14 protein-coding genes and 2 tRNA genes are annotated in these 16,485 nt (G+C 70.3%); 4 read left to right on the top strand and 12 right to left on the bottom strand.

What is annotated here, in order from left to right; translation table 11 throughout:
- Positions 1–29: 29 nt before the first annotated feature.
- From ndk to MID12_RS23135, 4 genes are all read right to left on the bottom strand, one after another.
- Positions 30–443, bottom strand: a complete 414-nt coding sequence (gene ndk / locus MID12_RS23150) for a nucleoside-diphosphate kinase (protein ID WP_263170468.1) — start codon at positions 441–443, stop codon at positions 30–32.
- Between the two features lie 83 nt (positions 444–526).
- Positions 527–907, bottom strand: coding sequence for a DUF4233 domain-containing protein (locus MID12_RS23145; RefSeq protein WP_263170467.1), 381 nt, complete (start codon positions 905–907; stop codon positions 527–529).
- A 3-nt stretch (positions 908–910) separates the two neighbouring features.
- Entirely contained in the window at positions 911–2,443 is a 1,533-nt protein-coding gene (gene folC / locus MID12_RS23140; RefSeq protein WP_263170466.1) for a bifunctional tetrahydrofolate synthase/dihydrofolate synthase, read from the bottom strand.
- Positions 2,444–2,647: 204 nt separating this feature from the next.
- Complete coding sequence (locus MID12_RS23135; protein WP_040253621.1) at positions 2,648–5,272, bottom strand: valine--tRNA ligase; 2,625 nt, start codon at positions 5,270–5,272, stop codon at positions 2,648–2,650.
- A 137-nt stretch (positions 5,273–5,409) separates the two neighbouring features.
- Here MID12_RS23135 and MID12_RS23130 point away from each other — a divergent pair, with 137 nt between their 5' ends.
- Complete coding sequence (locus tag MID12_RS23130; RefSeq protein ID WP_263170465.1) at positions 5,410–6,426, top strand: hypothetical protein; 1,017 nt, start codon at positions 5,410–5,412, stop codon at positions 6,424–6,426.
- Between the two features lie 71 nt (positions 6,427–6,497).
- Entirely contained in the window at positions 6,498–6,944 is a 447-nt protein-coding gene (locus tag MID12_RS23125; RefSeq protein WP_145945167.1) for a hypothetical protein, read from the top strand.
- A 99-nt stretch (positions 6,945–7,043) separates the two neighbouring features.
- On the opposite strand, the gene clpX is transcribed toward MID12_RS23125, so the two are convergent.
- The 5 genes from clpX to MID12_RS23100 form a co-directional block, all read right to left on the bottom strand.
- Positions 7,044–8,330: an ATP-dependent Clp protease ATP-binding subunit ClpX gene (gene clpX, locus MID12_RS23120; RefSeq protein WP_040253615.1), complete on the bottom strand. Its 1,287-nt coding sequence runs from the start codon at positions 8,328–8,330 to the stop codon at positions 7,044–7,046.
- Between the two features lie 156 nt (positions 8,331–8,486).
- The gene (locus MID12_RS23115; RefSeq protein ID WP_040253613.1) at positions 8,487–9,167 is read right to left on the bottom strand and encodes an ATP-dependent Clp protease proteolytic subunit; all 681 of its coding nucleotides are present in this window, start codon (positions 9,165–9,167) and stop codon (positions 8,487–8,489) included.
- 50 nt (positions 9,168–9,217) lie between these two features.
- The gene (locus MID12_RS23110) at positions 9,218–9,826 is read right to left on the bottom strand and encodes an ATP-dependent Clp protease proteolytic subunit (protein WP_040253611.1); all 609 of its coding nucleotides are present in this window, start codon (positions 9,824–9,826) and stop codon (positions 9,218–9,220) included.
- Positions 9,827–10,366: 540 nt separating this feature from the next.
- On the bottom strand, positions 10,367–11,779 hold the full coding sequence (gene tig, locus MID12_RS23105; protein WP_040253607.1) for a trigger factor: 1,413 nt from the start codon (positions 11,777–11,779) through the stop codon (positions 10,367–10,369).
- Positions 11,780–12,022: 243 nt separating this feature from the next.
- Positions 12,023–12,099: transfer RNA gene (locus MID12_RS23100), tRNA-Pro, on the bottom strand.
- A gap of 239 nt (positions 12,100–12,338) precedes the next feature.
- Here MID12_RS23100 and MID12_RS23095 point away from each other — a divergent pair.
- Positions 12,339–12,412: transfer RNA gene (locus MID12_RS23095), tRNA-Gly, on the top strand.
- Positions 12,413–12,617: 205 nt separating this feature from the next.
- Here MID12_RS23095 and MID12_RS23090 read toward each other — a convergent pair.
- Entirely contained in the window at positions 12,618–12,812 is a 195-nt protein-coding gene (locus MID12_RS23090) for a hypothetical protein (protein ID WP_040258196.1), read from the bottom strand.
- Between the two features lie 658 nt (positions 12,813–13,470).
- On the opposite strand from MID12_RS23090, the gene MID12_RS23085 reads away from it, so the two are divergent.
- Positions 13,471–14,658, top strand: a complete 1,188-nt coding sequence (locus MID12_RS23085) for an acyltransferase family protein (protein ID WP_040253604.1) — start codon at positions 13,471–13,473, stop codon at positions 14,656–14,658.
- A gap of 49 nt (positions 14,659–14,707) precedes the next feature.
- Here the strand turns inward: MID12_RS23085 and MID12_RS23080 are convergent, their stop codons facing one another.
- A complete protein-coding gene (locus MID12_RS23080; RefSeq protein WP_052482576.1) occupies positions 14,708–15,190 on the bottom strand; it encodes an HD domain-containing protein in 483 nt (160 codons plus the stop codon).
- A 38-nt stretch (positions 15,191–15,228) separates the two neighbouring features.
- The gene (locus MID12_RS23075) at positions 15,229–16,377 is read right to left on the bottom strand and encodes a PP2C family protein-serine/threonine phosphatase (RefSeq protein ID WP_040253602.1); all 1,149 of its coding nucleotides are present in this window, start codon (positions 16,375–16,377) and stop codon (positions 15,229–15,231) included.
- Positions 16,378–16,485: the final 108 nt, after the last annotated feature.

Genomic DNA, 16,485 nt, shown 5'->3' with positions numbered 1-16,485 from the left:
AAGCCGGATACACGGTAATGGGGAACGGCTCAGGCGAGGCCGGGGAAGAAAATCTTCAGCTCGCGCTCGGCGGACTCCTCCGAGTCCGAGGCGTGGATGAGGTTTTCCCGGGTGATCGTGCCGAAATCACCCCGGATGGACCCGGGCTCCGCCGCGATCGGGTCGGTGGGCCCCGTCAGCCGGCGCACTCCCTCGACGACCCGCTCGCCCTCGACGACGAGCGCCACCACCGGTCCGGAGGACATGAACTCCACCAGCGGCTCGTAGAACGGCTTGCCCACGTGCTCGGCGTAGTGCTGCTCCAGGGTCTCGCGCTCCAGGGTGCGCAGCTCCAGCGCGCCGAGCGTCCAGCCGGCCTTGGCCTCGATCCGGCCGAGGATCTCGCCGACCAGGCCGCGACGGACCGCATCGGGCTTGAGCAGGACGAGGGTGCGCTGGCTCACGGGGGTGCTCCTTCGGTGACAGGTGTGCGGAGATCAGAGGCTACAGGGCGTGTCGCGGCGCCTCGTCCCCGGCTGACCACCCGTCACGCGGACTCGGGGGTGCCGCCCGCCGCGGCCTCCGCGGCGAGCTTCTCCTCGTACGCCGCGCGCTGGGCCTTGGCCACGTCGACCTTGCGGCCGTAGTGGATGCCCGCCCACCACAGCCCGGTGAAGCAGGCGCCGAGGAAGAACATCACCGGCACCGCGAAACCGCTGGCCAGCAGGCCGATCTGCAGCGCCCAGCCGAGGGCGAGCGCGCCGGGCCGGGTGAGCACCCCGCACAGCAGCACGCACAGGGCCATGGCGATGCCGCTGACGATCCAGACGGTGGCCTGGCCGAGGTCCGGGTCCTTCATCGCGACCAGGGCGGCGAAGCCGATCACGAAGAACTCGGCGATCAGCGTGGTGGCACAGAGCGTACGCATGGGTCAGCCCCTCCCCAGGAGCAGTCGGGCCTCGCCGACAGTGATCACGGATCCGGTGACGAGCACCCCGCCGCCCGCGTACTCGCCCTCTTCCTCGGCGAGGGTGATCGCGGCCTCCAGGGCGTCGTCCAGGCGGGGTTCGACCTGGACGCGGTCCTCGCCGAAGACCTCCACGGCGAGGGCGGCCAGCTCGTCCGCGTCCATCGCGCGGTGGCTGGAGTTGCGGGTCACCACGACCTCGGTGAACAGCGGCTCGAAGGCCTCCAGAAGGCCCCGGGCGTCCTTGTCGGAGCTGGCCCCGACGACGCCGATCAGCCTGCTGAAGTCGAAGACCTCGGTGATGCCCTCGACCGTGGCCCGCGCGCCCGCCGGGTTGTGCGCGGCGTCCAGCACGACGGTCGGCGAGCGGCGCACCACCTCCAGGCGGCCCGGCGAGGTCACCGAGGCGAAGGCGGTGCGCACCGTCTCCAGGTCGAGCGGGCGGGCGTGCTGCGAGCCGATCCCGAAGAAGGCCTCCACCGCGGCGAGGGCGACCACGGCGTTGTGCGCCTGGTAGGCGCCGTGCAGCGGCAGGAAGACGTCCTCGTACTCGCCGCCGAGTCCGCGCAGGGTGAGCAGCTGGCCGCCGACCGCGGCCTGGCGGCTGGTCACCCCGAACTCCAGGCCCTCGCGGGCGACCGTGGCGTCCACCTCGACGGCCTTCTTCAGGACGACCTGGGCGGCGTCCACCGGCTGCTGGGCGAGGACGACGGTGGCGTCCTGCTTGATGATCCCGGCCTTCTCCACCGCGATCTCGCCGGGCGTGGAGCCGAGCCGGTCGGTGTGGTCCAGGTCGATCGGGGTGAGCACGGCGACCGAGCCGTCGACGACATTGGTCGCGTCCCAGCTGCCGCCCATGCCGACCTCGACCACGGCGACGTCCACCGGCGCGTCCGCGAAGGCCGCGTAGGCCATGCCGGTGAGCACCTCGAAGAAGGAGAGCCGGTACTCCTGCTGGGCGTCGACCATCTCGACGTACGGCTGGATGTCCCGGTAGGTCTCCACGAAGCGCTCGGCGTCGATGGGGGCGCCGTCGAGGCTGATCCGCTCGGTGATCGACTGGACGTGCGGCGAGGTGTACCGGCCGGTGCGCAGCTCGAAGGCGGCGAGCAGCGCCTCGATCATGCGGGCGGTGGAGGTCTTGCCGTTGGTGCCGGTGATGTGGATCGAGGGGTACGCGCGCTGCGGTTCGCCGAGGACGTCCATCAGCGCCGCGATGCGCTGCACGGAGGGCTCCAGCTTGGTCTCGCCCCAGCGCCCCGCCAGCTCGGTCTCGACCTCGCGCAGGGCGCGGTCCACCTCGGGGTCCGCGGGGCGGGCGGGCACCTGGTCGCCCACCGGCGGGCCCGACCGGGTGCGCAGCGTGCGGCTCCCGGCCTCGATCACGGCGAGGTCGGGGTCGCGGTCGGTCTCGGCGGCGATGATCTCCTCGAACTGCTGCGAGGGGTCGTCGCCGTCGTCGTCGCGGGCGTGGTCGTGCGGGGGGAGGTCACTCACGCGGACAGTCTACGGAGGAGCGGTGACACTCCGGGACAGGGCGCCCCCGGCGGCCGCCCCACCGGCGGCAGGCGGCGGCGCGGGCCCGGCCCGGCACCGTCCGGGGGCCCGGCCCGGTACCGTCCGGGGGCCCGGCCCGGTACCGCGCGGAGGCCGGACCCGGCACCTCCGCGGTGTCGGGCCCGGCCCCGGACGGGACGCTGCTCAGGCCGCGGGGAGCCGCTCCAGCTGGGCGGTCAGGCGGGCGATGTCCTCGTCCGCCTTGCCGAGCCGGGTGCGGATCTTCTCGACCACGTGGTCCGGCGCCTTGGCGAGGAAGGCCTCGTTGCCGAGCTTGGCGTTCGCCTGCTGCTTCTCCTTCTCGGCGGCGGCCAGGTCCTTGGCGAGGCGCTTGCGCTCCGCGGCCACGTCGATGGCGCCGGAGAGGTCGAGCGCCACCTGAGCCCCGGCGACCGGCAGGGTCGCGGTCGCCGCGAAGCTCTCGCCCTCGGGCTGGAGCCGGAGCAGCTGGCGGATGGCGGGCTCGTGCGGGGCGAGCGCGGTCCCGTCGAGCACCAGGCGGGCCGGGACCCGCTGGCCCGGCTGCAGCCCCTGGTCGGCGCGGAACCGGCGGACCTCGGTGATCACCTGCTGCAGGGTCTCGATCTCCCGCTCGGCGCCCGCGTCACGGAAGCCGGAGTCGGCGGGCCACTGCGCGACCACCACCGACTCACCACCCGTGAGAGTGGTCCACAGCGTCTCGGTGACGAAGGGGACGATCGGGTGGAGCAGCCGCAGGGTGACGTCGAGCACCTCGCCGAGGACGCGCCGCGAGACCCGGGCCGCCTCGCCGTCCGCCTGGAAGGTGGTCTTGGACAGCTCGACGTACCAGTCGAAGACCTCGTCCCAGGCGAAGTGGTAGAGGGCGTCGGAGACCTTGGCGAACTGGAAGTCCTCGTAGTACGCGTCCACCTCGGCGACGGTCTTGTTCAGCCGGGACAGGATCCAGCGGTCGGTGGCGGACAGCTCCGCCGGCTCGGGCAGCGGGCCCTCGACGGTGGCGCCGTTCATCAGGGCAAAGCGGGTCGCGTTCCAGATCTTGTTGGCGAAGTTGCGGGAGGCCTGGACCCAGTCCTCGCCGATCGGGACGTCCGCGCCCGGGTTGGCGCCGCGGGCCAGGGTGAAGCGCACGGCGTCGGAGCCGTAGGCGTCCATCCAGTCCAGCGGGTCGACCGCGTTCGGGTTCGACTTGGACATCTTCTTGCCGAACTCGTCGCGGACCAGACCGGTCAGCGCGATGGTGCGGAAGGGCACCTCGCCGTCCATCGCGTACAGGCCGAACATCATCATCCGGGCGACCCAGAAGAAGATGATGTCGTGCCCGGTGAGCAGGACGTCGGTCGGATAGAACTTCTCCAGATCCGGGGTCCGCTCCGGCCAGCCCAGGGTGGAGAAGGGCCACAGGCCCGAGGAGAACCAGGTGTCGAGGACGTCCTCGTCCTGCGTCCAGCCCTCGCCGCTCGGCGCCTCCTCGTCCGGGCCGAGGCAGACCACCTCGCCGCCGGGGCCGTACCAGACCGGAATGCGGTGGCCCCACCACAACTGCCGTGAGATGCACCAGTCGTTGAGGTTGTCGACCCAGTCGAAGTACCGCTTCTCCATCTCCTTGGGGTGGATGGCGACCCGGTCCTCGCGGACGGCGTCGCCCGCGGCCTTCGCCAGCGTCTCCACCTTGACCCACCACTGGAGCGAGAGCCGGGGCTCGACGGTGGTCTTGCAGCGCGAGCAGTGCCCGACGGAGTGGACGTACGGGCGCTTCTCGGCGACGACCCGGCCCTGCTCGCGCAGCGCGGCCACGATCGCCGAGCGCGCCTCGAAGCGGTCGAGCCCCTCGAAGGGGCCGTGCGCGGTGATGACCCCGCGCTCGTCCATGATGGTCAGCGACTCGAGGCCGTGGCGCTGGCCGATGGCGAAGTCGTTCGGGTCGTGGGCGGGCGTCACCTTGACGGCGCCGGTGCCGAACTCCGGGTCGACATGGGCGTCCGCGACCACCGGGATCGTACGGTCCGTCAGCGGCAGCTTGATCCGCTTGCCGATGAGCCGGGCGTAGCGCGCGTCGTCGGGGTGGACGGCGACCGCGGTGTCCCCGAGCATCGTCTCGACCCGGGTGGTCGCGACGACCAGGCTGTCCTCGCCCTCGCCGTACTTGAGCGAGACCAGTTCGCCGTCGTCGTCCTGGTAGTCGACCTCGATGTCGCTGATCGCGGTCAGGCAGCGCGGGCACCAGTTGATGATGCGCTCGGCGCGGTAGATCAGCTCGTCGTCGTAGAGCTTCTTGAAGATGGTCTGGACCGCGCGGGACAGGCCCTCGTCCATGGTGAAGCGCTCGCGCGACCAGTCGACGCCGTCGCCCAGCCTGCGCATCTGGCCGAGGATCCGGCCGCCGTACTCCTCCTTCCACTGCCAGACCCGCGCGGTGAACTCCTCGCGGCCCAGGTCGTGGCGGGACTTGCCCTCCTCGGCGAGCTGCTGCTCGACCTTGTTCTGGGTGGCGATACCGGCGTGGTCCATGCCCGGCAGCCACAGCGCCTCGTAGCCCTGCATCCGCTTGCGGCGGGTGAGGGCGTCCATCAGCGTGTGCTGGAAGGCGTGCCCGAGGTGCAGGCTGCCGGTGACGTTCGGCGGCGGGATGACGATGGTGTACGGGGGCTTCTCGCTCTTGGCGTCGGCGGTGAAATACCCCCGCTCCACCCAGCGCTCGTACAGCTCCCCCTCTACCTCGGCCGGGGCGTACTGCGTCGGCAGGTCGGTGGTGGGCGCTGGCGTCTGCTGCTGAGTGTTCTCGGTCACGGGTTCAGTTTAGAGGGGTCACGAACCAGGTTTGAAACGGGAATCTTTGGTGTGCGTCGGCCTCCCGCCTGTCCCGCTGTCGGACCCGTACGCGAGGATGAGCGCATCGCACGCGCAGCACCTGGAGGGGGAACCCGATGAGCTACAACCAGCCCGGCCCGTACGGCGGGCAGCCGCAGCAGCCCGGACCGTACGGTCAGGGCGGAGGGCAACCTCCCCAGCAGCCCGGCCCCTACGGCGGCCAGCAGGGCCCCTACGGCCAGCCGCCCCAGCAGCAGCCCGGGTACGGCTACCCGCAGCAGCCGCCCCAGCAGGCCGGCGGGTACGGCTACCCCCAGCAGCCCCCGCCCCCGCAGCAGGGCTACGGCTACCCCCAGCAGCCCCAGGGCTTCCCGCAGCAGCAGCCCTACGGCCAGCCGAACACGTATGTGCCGGGCCCCCAGCAGGGCGGCGGCAAGAAGAAGACCGGCCTGATCATCGGCGCCGTCGCGGTGGTGGCGGCGATCGCGGTGGGGGCGTATTTCGTCCTCGGGGGTTCGGACGGCGGCGGGGGGCTCGAGGACGACGGGCCGCACATCCTCACCGCGCCGGAGAGCATCATGGACGGCTACAAGCGCTACGGACCGGAACCCAAGCCGGAAGAGGCCAATTCGAGCGAGGCCGGCAAGTTGGCGAGCGGTGGCGTGACCGACGCCAAGGGGCTGTCCACGATCTACACGACGATCTCGATCACTCCGGGGGAAACCCCTGAGCCCGCCGAGATCGCGGCTTCGAAGGCCGTCACGTACTCAGGTCTCTACGGCAAGGTCAAGGACCCTGAGTCCGCCCTCGACCAGGCCATCGCCGGCATGAAGAAGGCAGTGGAAGACGGCAACGAGAGCGGCAGTTCCAGCCCGAGCGGCTCGAAGGACATGAAGTTCGTGGGCGAACCCGAGTCCGTGGAACCGAGCAACCTCGAAGGCGCGATCATGAAGTGCCAGAAGGGTGAGGCGAAGGACGCCACGGGCCAGTCCGACACGCAGTACCTCTGCTTCTGGGCCGACTACAGCACGATCGGCATGGGAATCCCTGCCGCCGGGGGCAAGGGAGTCGGCCTCGACGACTCCGCTCGGATAACCGCCGACCTCCGCAAGGCGGTTCGTGTCAAGCAGTAAGCGTTCATTTCACCGCCCCCATCAGGCAGTTGATAGCATGATCACTTCTGCTACTTATGGGGGTTTGGTGCATGAAGAAGAAGTCCATCGCCATCGTCGCTTCACTCGCAGCGCTCGCCGCGATACCCCTGACGGCAGGCCCTGCTGCGGCCTATGAAGCCGCGAGCTCCTGTGACCTGCAGTTCGGTGGTGCCGTGTCTCCTTTCAACGGGCGAGCCGTCGGGTCTTGGGACTGGTCGACGAAGACCAAGTTGACGAGTCTCCACATGGAGGCGCGGGACTATGAAGCTGACGGTTGGCACCCCGCCGTCCGACTGGTCACCAAGAAGAGCAACGGTGACACGCACGCCTGGCAGTGGCACCACAACACGGCGGGGGCCGATACCACGCGCTCCTGGAACACCACCGCCTCGGATACCGGAGGCATCCGCAAAGCCTGGATTCAGGGGGCCCTGTTCGACGGGAGCAAGCTCGTGGGGTACTGCAACGGGGGCGTCCGGCCCAATCCCATCTACTGATCACGCAGATCAGCATCCGGAGGGGTTGAGTACAGCAAAGGTGTGGGGCACCCGATGATTCATCGGGTGCCCCACACCTTTAGCTCAACTCCGACTGCCTCAAGCCGACTTCTGCTCCCCGTTCCCCCTCCCCCGGGCGTCCCGGGGGATCAGGGTCGGGTTGACGTTGGAGCGGACGACCTCGGCGGTGATGACCACGCGGGCGACGTCCTTGCGGGACGGGACCTCGTACATGACCGCCTGGAGGACCTCCTCCATGATGGCGCGCAGGCCGCGGGCTCCGGTCTGGCGGAGGATGGCCTGGTCGGCGATGGCCTCCAGGGCCTCGCGCTCGAAGTCCAGTTCCACGCCGTCGAGTTCGAAGAGGCGCTGGTACTGCTTGACCAGGGCGTTGCGCGGCTCGATGAGGATCTGGAGCAGGGCCTCGCGGTCGAGGTTGTGGACCGAGGTGATGACCGGCAGGCGGCCGATGAACTCGGGGATCATCCCGAACTTCACCAGGTCCTCGGGCATGACGTCCTCGAACTGGTCCTTGGACTCGATCTCCCGCTTGGAGCGGATGGTGGCGCCGAAGCCGATGCCCTTGGCGCCCGCCCGGGACTCGATGATCTTCTCCAGGCCCGCGAAGGCGCCGCCCACGATGAACAGCACGTTCGTCGTGTCGATCTGGATGAACTCCTGGTGCGGGTGCTTGCGTCCGCCCTGCGGGGGCACCGAGGCGGTGGTGCCCTCCAGGATCTTCAGCAGGGCCTGCTGGACGCCCTCGCCGCTGACATCGCGGGTGATCGAGGGGTTCTCGCTCTTGCGGGCCACCTTGTCGATCTCGTCGATGTAGATGATGCCCGTCTCGGCCTTCTTGACGTCGTAGTCGGCGGCCTGGATGAGCTTCAGGAGGATGTTCTCGACGTCCTCGCCGACATAGCCCGCCTCGGTCAGCGCGGTGGCGTCCGCGATGGCGAAGGGGACGTTGAGCATCCGGGCCAGCGTCTGCGCGAGCAGGGTCTTGCCGGAGCCGGTGGGGCCGAGCAGCAGGATGTTCGACTTCGCCAGCTCGATGGCGTCCTCGCGGCCCTGCCCGCCGCCGTTCTCGCCTGCCTGCACCCGCTTGTAGTGGTTGTAGACGGCGACCGAGAGCGCCTTCTTCGCGGGCTCCTGCCCGACGACGTAGCTCTCCAGAAACTCGTAGATCTCACGGGGCTTGGGAAGCTCTTCCCAGCGCACCTCGCTCGTCTCGGCGAGCTCCTCCTCGATGATTTCGTTGCAGAGGTCGATGCACTCGTCGCAGATGTACACACCGGGGCCTGCGATGAGCTTCTTGACCTGCTTCTGGCTCTTTCCGCAGAAAGAGCACTTGAGCAGGTCGCCGCCGTCACCGATGCGTGCCACGAGGTGAATCCCCTTCGCCTGCCAGACGCCTGCTTCAGCGGCTCCTGGTGCCTCTATCCGACGGTACCCTGCCGGACCCGGTGTTCGGGTCCCCCTTGGCGCGGTTCACTTGTGCGTGGACCGCGCCAAGGGTGCGGGCGCTGTTCCCGCGACGTCTCAGACGACCGTGGAGTTGTTCATCTTCCGGGTGGAGATGATCTGGTCGACCAGGCCGTAGGACAGGGCGTCCTCGGCCGTGAGGATCTTGTCGCGCTCGATGTCCTCGCGGATCTGCTCGATCGGCGTGGTCGAGTGCTTGGCCAGCAGCTCTTCCAGCTGTGAGCGCATCCGGAGGATCTCGTTCGCCGCGATTTCCAGGTCGGAGACCTGACCGCGACCCGTCTCACTGTAGGGCTGGTGGATCAGAACCCGCGCATTGGGCAGGGCCATGCGCTTGCCGGGGGTGCCCGCGGCGAGCAGGATCGCGGCGGCGGAGGCGGCCTGGCCCATGCAGACGGTCTGGACGTCCGGCTTCACGAACTGCATCGTGTCGTAGATGGCGGTGAGCGCCGTGAAGGAGCCGCCGGGGCTGTTGATGTAGACCGAGATGTCGCGGTCCGGGTCCATCGACTCCAGGCAGAGCAGCTGCGCCATGACGTCGTTGGCGGAGGCGTCGTCGATCTGCACACCGAGGAAGATCACCCGCTCCTCGAAGAGCTTCGCGTACGGGTCGTACTCGCGCACGCCCTGCGAGGTGCGCTCGACGAAGCGCGGGATGACGTAGCGGGACTCGGCGCGCGGCCCGGTGTACTCGGCCTGCGTGCGGTCGTAGAGGCCGCTGCCGGGGAAGTCGTTCACTTCTGTCTCCTGAAAATGAGCTGAGGCGGTCGGCTGGGGGCTGTCGGGGCTCAGGCCGCCCCGGTGCCACCGCCGCCCGGCATACCGGCAGCCGTGGGCATGATGTCGTCGATGAGGCCGTACTGCTTGGCCTCCTCCGGGTCGAACCAGCGGTCGCGGTCGGAGTCGCGGGTGATCTGCTCGACGCTCTGGCCGGTGTGGTGCGAGGTCAGCTCGGCCATCCGCTTCTTGGTGTGCAGCAGCCGCTCGGCGTGGATCTTGATGTCCGAGGCCGAGCCGGCGAGGCCGGCGGAGGGCTGGTGGATGAGGATCTCGGCGTTCGGCAGGGCGAAGCGCTTGCCCGGGGTGCCCGCGCTGAGCAGGAACTGCCCCATCGAGGCGGCCATGCCCATGGCGATGGTGACCACGTCGTTCTTGATGTACTGCATCGTGTCGTAGATCGCCATGCCCGCGGTGATCGATCCGCCCGGGCTGTTGATGTAGAGGAAGATGTCCTTGTCCGGGTCGGCGGCAAGGAGCAGCAGCTGTGCGGTGATCTTGTTCGCGATGTCGTCGTCGACCGGCTGGCCGAGGAAGATGATCCGCTCGTTGAGCAGCCGGTTGTAGACCTGGTCGCCGAGGCCACCACCGATGGAAGGCTCGCCGGCGGCGGAGGGCATCAGATTCGTCACGTATCCACCTGCTCGTCTTACGACGGCGCCGGGCCGTCTCACGTCTTCTGCTGGGGCGTGGGGCCCCGCGTCCTCACCGCCGTCCGGCGGCGCCTGGGGACTCCCCTGCCCTCGTAGTTATGGACCCTAACGCGCAGGCAGGCGGGTGCACTCCCGCACCGGGGACTGTTCGCTGTGAGCGCAGGTGCACCAGGGGCCACGTAGGGGGGCCGCCGGGGCCGGACGGCGGCGAGGCGAGGCGGGGCGCGACGGGGCCGCCGGCGGCCGCGGAGGGCGAGGAGCGGCGCGGGGGCGGGAGGGGCGACGGCGCGGCGCGAGAGCGGCGCTGAGGGCTCCGCGGGGCGGCCGCGCGGGCCGCGGGCGGGGCGGACCGCCTCACGGGCGCCGGGGAGTGCCGCCAGGGCGCCGGGAGACGGCCGGGCACAAGCCGAGGGGCCCCGGACGCGCACGACGGCGTCCGGGGCCCCTCGGCCGCGCACCCGTGCGGGCGCGCGGCGGCTCTGCGGAGAGCCGGGAGGGCGACGGGGCTCAGGCCTCGTTCTTCTCCTCGGCGGGCTTCTCCTCGGTGGCCTCCTCGGCCGAGCCCTCGGCGGCGGCCTCGGCGGTCTCGGCCGCCTCGGTCTCCTCCTCGTCGTCGCTCAGGTCGACGACCTCGCCGTTGGTGTCCTTGACGGTCGCGGCCTCGACCACGGCGGCCAGGGCCTTTCCGCGGGCGACCTCGCCGACGAGCATCGGCACCTGGTTGCCCTCGACGACCGCCTGCGCGAACTGGTCGGGGGACATGCCGGAGGAGGCGGCGCGGCGCATGAGGTGCTCGGTGAGCTCCTCCTGGCTGACGTTCAGCTTCTCCCGGTTGACCAGCTCGTCCAGGACGAACTGGGTCTTGATGCCCTTGACCGCGGCGTCCTTGGTCTCGGTCTCGAACTCCTCGGCGCTCTTGCCCTGGATCTCGAGGTACTTCTCCAGGTCCAGGCCCATCTGACCGAGCTGGTGGTGCTCCAGGTTGTGCTTGCGGGTGTTGATCTCGTCCTCGAGCAGCTTCTCGGGGACGGGCACCTCGACCAGTTCGAGCAGCTTCTCCAGGACGCGCTCCTGGGCCTGCGTGGCCTGGTCGTACTGCTTCATGTTCTCCAGCCGGGAGCGGCTGTCGGCGCGCAGCTCCTCCAGGGTGTCGAACTCGGAGGCGAGCTGGGCGAAGTCGTCGTCCAGCTCGGGCAGTTCGCGCTTGGCGACCTGGGTGACCTTGACGGTGACCTCGGCCTCCTTGCCCGCCGCCGAGCCGCCGGTGAGCTCGGAGGTGAAGGTGGCCTCGCCACCGGCCTCCACGCCCTTGACGGCGTCGTCGATGCCGGCGAGCAGCTCACCGGAGCCGATGGTGTAGGAGACGCCGTCGGCCACCCCGTCGGGGAGGACCTCGCCGTCGACCTTGGCCTGCAGGTCGAGGGTCAGGACGTCGCCGTCCTCGGCGGCGCGCTCGACCGGGCTGGTGGAGGCGAAGCGCTCGCGCAGCTCCTCGACCGCCTTGTCGACGTCCTCCTCGCTGACCTCGATCGGGTCGACCTCGACCTCGATGCCGGAGTAGTCCGGGATCTCGATGGTCGGGCGGACGTCGACCTCGGCGGTGAAGTTGAGCGTCTCGTTGTCCTTCAGCTCGGTGATGTCCACCTCGGGCTGGCCCAGGACGTTGAGCTCGGCCTCGTTGACGGCCTCGGTGTAGAACTTCGGGAGGGCGTCGTTGACCGCCTCCTCAAGAACCGCTCCGCGGCCGAACCGCTGGTCGATGACGCGCGCCGGAATCTTGCCCTTCCGGAAACCCTTCACCGTGACCTGCTGGTTGATCTTCTTGTACGCCGCGTCGAGGCTGTCCTTGAGCTCCTCGAAGGGCACCTCGACAGTGAGCCGAACCCGAGTCGGGTTCAGGTTCTCCACGGCGCTCTTCACGGTTCGGTCTCCTTGTGGCTGACTTCTTGGATTCTGCTGAGCCGGAGAGCTTCAGCGGATCGCCCCCTCGAAAGTCCCGGATCCGTCCCCCTCGGGGCGTGGACGCAGGCACACGGGCGCGCAGCTTGCATAGTAACCGCAGGCGGGACACGCCCCAAAAGAAGAGCCCGGGGACCTCTCCCCGGCACTCCCGGCCGGGGAGGCGACAAGTGGGCGGCACCGCTCGCGCGCGGTCCCGTGAGGTGGTCGGGGTGGCGGGATTTGAACCCACGGCCTTCCGCTCCCAAAGCGGACGCGCTACCAAGCTGCGCCACACCCCGTGCTGGTGCGACACGTAGGGTACATGCCCGCGAGCACGGGGGACTTCCCGATTTACGGCGTCCGCCGCCTGGCGCGATGAAGCCGGTGCGGGAGGCGGCACCGGACCGGTGCGGACGGGCCGGGCCGCCGCCAGAAGCGGCCGGGAGGGGCCCGCGGCGGAAGGGGTGTGCGGCGGGCGCCCGCGAGACGCTACGATGCTTCCCGTGCCGCGCGGTCACTGACCTGCGGTGCGAGGTGTGCGGGCGTAGCTCAATGGTAGAGCCCTAGTCTTCCAAACTAGCTACGCGGGTTCGATTCCCGTCGCCCGCTCCAGACGGCTCAGGGCCGGGACATGAGGACTGCTCCTCGCGTCCCGGCCCTGAAGCGTTTCGCCGGGTGTTTCCGCCGGGCGGTCGCCGTGGGTGTTCTCGCCTGCGGGCCGGGGCAGTTGGGGGCCCGGGCGGACCGGAGGGCTCAGGGCCCCGGGGCCGGTGAGGCCCGGGCGTCCGCGGACGCCGGGGCCCCGCCCGCCGCGGCCTCAGAACTGTATGTCGCTGATGGTGTCGGCGATGGAGTTGAGGAAGTCGTTGATGTCCGGCGCCACGTCGGTCGAGGCCAGGAAGAAGCCGAAGAGCACCGCGACGACGGCAGGGCCCGGCTTTATCGATCCCCCGCGCAACAGCACCACCAGGATGATCGCCAGCATCAGCACCACTGACAGCGAAATGGCCACGTCGATCACACACCCTCGGTCGGTCCGCACTCCCCGGCCGGGGGCACGTCCACACGACCCGCACACCCCCGCCAGAACCATCGTGCCACCAACGGGCCCGCCCCATGCCTTCAGTGACGGATCGTCGGCGGACGGGAGCCGGGGACAGCGCCCGCGGGCGCATCCGCACGGCCCGACTGGGCGCCCGTACGGGGGAATTGACGGTCCGCGGCCACGTAATTCCGAGGTGATCGTTTCCGGTGCCATCCAGTTGCCGCGCGGCGCCCGTACCGCGCCGCGGACCAAAGGGCGGACGGCTATTGCGAATTGACGGGCCGGGCGGACCGGAGGCCGGTCCTCCGGCGTGAGACGGGGCACCAACCCGTATCAACCAGGCATATCTCCGGTGTCACCCTCGGACGCTATGCGCCGCTATGGGTATCGATGTCGGATGTGCCGGTCACGACGGACATAGCATTCCGGGGGTCGGCTATTGGACTACTCCGCTGCGTACTTGAGGCAATTCCGGGTAATCGCAGTCACCTATGGATTCCGTGTCGATGGTTTTACGAAGACGACCTCGCGAGGCTAGGGTGCCTCAGATGTTCCACGCTGCCACGATCTCTGAAAGCGCGGTGGGTCCCCTGTTCGTCCCGAGGTGTGAGTGGCGGGAGGGTCTGTGACCAGTTCACTGCGACCGCAGGACCATGAGGGCGGGACGCGCGCGGGCGGGATGCCGCTGCCCCCGGCCGTGGAGACCGCCGATCCCCCGGCGGTCGAGACCCCGGCGAAGGAGGCCGCTCCCGCCGCCGGGAAACGGGCGAAGGCCTCGCCCGGACGCGACCCCTTCTTCGACAACGCGAAGTACCTGGCGATCCTGTTCGTGGCCATGGGGCACTCCTGGGAGCCGCTGACCGACCACAGCCGGGCCGCCGAAGCGCTGTACATGGTCGTGTACACCTTCCACATGCCCGCGTTCATCGTGATCTCGGGCTACTTCTCGCGCAGCTTCGACATGCGCCCGGACCGGCTCAAGCGGCTGATCACCGGGGTCGCGGTGCCCTATGTGCTCTTCGAGGTGGCGTACACCTTCTTCAAGCGCTGGGCCGACGACGATCCGCAGCAGCCGATCTCGCTGCTGGACCCCTGGTATCTGACCTGGTTCCTGGCGGCGCTGTTCGTCTGGCGGATGAGCACCCCGCTGTGGAAGGTGGTGCGCTGGCCGCTGCCGCTGGCGCTGGCCGTCGCGGTGCTCGCCTCCGTCTCGCCGGACATCGGCGACGACCTCGACCTCCAGCGGGTGCTGCAGTTCCTGCCGTTCTTCGTCGCGGGGCTGCTGATGAAGCCGGAGCACTTCCGGCAGTTGCGCGGGCGCAAGCTGCGGCTGCTCTCGCTGCCGGTGCTCGCCTGCGGCGCGGTCGTCGCCTACTGGGCGGCCCCGCGGATGAACTCGGCCTGGTTCTACCACCGCGACAGCGCGCAGGAGCTGGGCGCCCCCTGGTGGGCGGGCGCGGTGATGACCCTCGCCCTGTTCGGCTGCTCCGCGGTGCTGACCGCCTGCTTCCTGGTGTGGGTGCCGCGCCGCCGGATGTGGTTCACGGTCCTCGGCGCGGGCACGCTCTACGGCTACCTGCTGCACGGCTTCCTGGCCAAGGGCTCGCGCTTCTGGGGCTGGTTCGACACCTACGAGTGGCTGAAGGAGCCGCCCGGCGAGGTCTTCGTGACCCTGGTCGCCGCGGTCGTGGTCACCGCGCTGTGCACCCCGCCCGTGCAGCGGGCCTTCAAATTCGCCATGGAGCCCAAGATGAACTGGGCCTTCGCGAAGGACCCGGCGGAGCAGGCCCGCCGCCGCAGCGCCACCCGCTGACCACCCCGCGGCACCGCCCGCCGACTCCCCCGCGGCTCGCCGCCCCGGCTCACCGGCCGGGTGCGGCGAGCCCGAGCAGCGCCCGCATCCGCGCGTACTTGGCCCGCAGCCGCTCCCGTGTCGCCGGGTCGAGTACGGCGAGGCGGTCCGGGTCGGCGTTGTGCGCGAGGTCGGCCTCTTTGACCAGGAGCGCGCCGGGGGTGGCGAGGATCCGCCGGGCGTACGCCTCGGGTTCCTCGCCCGCCCGCCGGGTCAGGGCGCGCACGATCTCCTTGGTACGGGTGCCGAGCGCCGCCTCCTCCAGCCACTCCCCGGTCAGGCGGTCGTCCTCGACGGCGTCGTGCAGCCAGGCCGCGGCGATCTGCTCGGGGTCACCGCCCCGGGCGCGCACCCCTTCGGCCACCGCGCGCAGATGCTCGCGGTAGGGCCGCCCCGCCTTGTCGGTCTGCCCCTCGTGGGCGGCCCGGGCCAGCGCCTCCACCTCGGCGAGGCTGAGCCGTCCGCCGCTTCCGGGACCTCTCGTACCGTCCATCCGCTCCCCCGCTGCTGGGCGCTTCGCTGCCGCGCGGCTCAGGCGTCCCGGCAGAGCAGGAGCAGCGCGCGGTCGTCCTTCACGTCCTTGGCGACGGCCTCGATGAGGTGCCAGGCGGCGCCGTGGAAGCCGCCGACGACATAGCGGTCGGCCTCGCCGGTGAGCCTGCCGATGCCCTCGGAGATGTCCTGCTCGGAGGTCTCCACCAGCCCGTCGGTGAAGAGCATCAGGACGTCGCCGGGGCGCAGGCTGCCCTTGACCGGGTCGAACTGGGCGCCGCCGTAGACGCCGAGCAGCGGGCCCTGGCCGGAGATCTCCTCCCACCGGCCGGTGCCCGCGCTCAGTTGCAGGGCGGGCGGGTGGCCCGCGGAGAAGAGTTCGTAGTCGCCGCTCTCCAGGTCGAGCACCAGGTGGACGGAGGTGGCGAAGCCCTCGTCCCAGTCCTGGCGGAGCAGATAGGCGTTGGCGGCGGGCAGGAAGGCGTGCGGGGGCAGCGAGCCGAGCAGTCCGCCGAAGGCGCCGGAGAGCAGCAGGGCGCGGGAGGCGGCGTCCATGCCCTTGCCGGAGACGTCGGTGAGCACGACCTCCAGGGTGCGCCCGCCGTGCGTGCGGGCCGCGACCACGAAGTCGCCGGAGAAGGACTGGCCGCCCGCGGGCCGCAGCGCCATCTCGCGGTGCCAACCGCGCGGCAGGCCCGGCAGCTTGCTCTGCACCCGGATGCGCTCGCGCAGGTCGAAGAGCATGGTGCCGCCGCGCCGCCAGGGCACCCCGACCCGGGTGCGGAACTGGGCGAGCAGCAGCCCGAAGAGGCCGCAGGCCGCGACGACCAGGACCACTCCGGGGGTGACCCGGCCGGGGCCCTCCTCGTAGGGGCCGAGCCGCAGGGACTCCACGATCAGGGCGGCCGCGGCGGCGGCGTAGAGGGCGAGCAGGCTCGCGGGGCGCAGCAGCAGTCCGCCGGCGACGATGGGCAGGACCAGGGTGGCCGGGGCGCACCAGACGGCATCCATCAAGGTCAGGGCGCAGATGACCGGGACGGTGGCGAAGAGTCCGGCGAGCGCGATCCAGTCGGAGCCGTCACCGCGGAAGTAGTCGACACCGGATCTGCGCAGCGTGATGCGGGCCCGGTGCACACGTTTCTTGATCCGGTGCCCTGCCGTGTCCGCTTCCGCTCGTCGTACTGCCATCGCCCGTGGACCATATCCAGCAAGGGCCCTGCCGCGCACGGGTGGGCGGATATCTCCTTCCCCGGAGCGGGAAGCGGCCCGGAGGCGGGCGGAGGGAAAGGCTCCGGT

Source organism: Streptomyces sp. SCSIO ZS0520, from assembly GCF_025643355.1.
In the GTDB taxonomy this organism is placed as follows: Bacteria; Actinomycetota; Actinomycetes; order Streptomycetales; family Streptomycetaceae; genus Streptomyces; species Streptomyces physcomitrii.
This window is presented reverse-complemented; position numbering and strand designations above follow the sequence as displayed.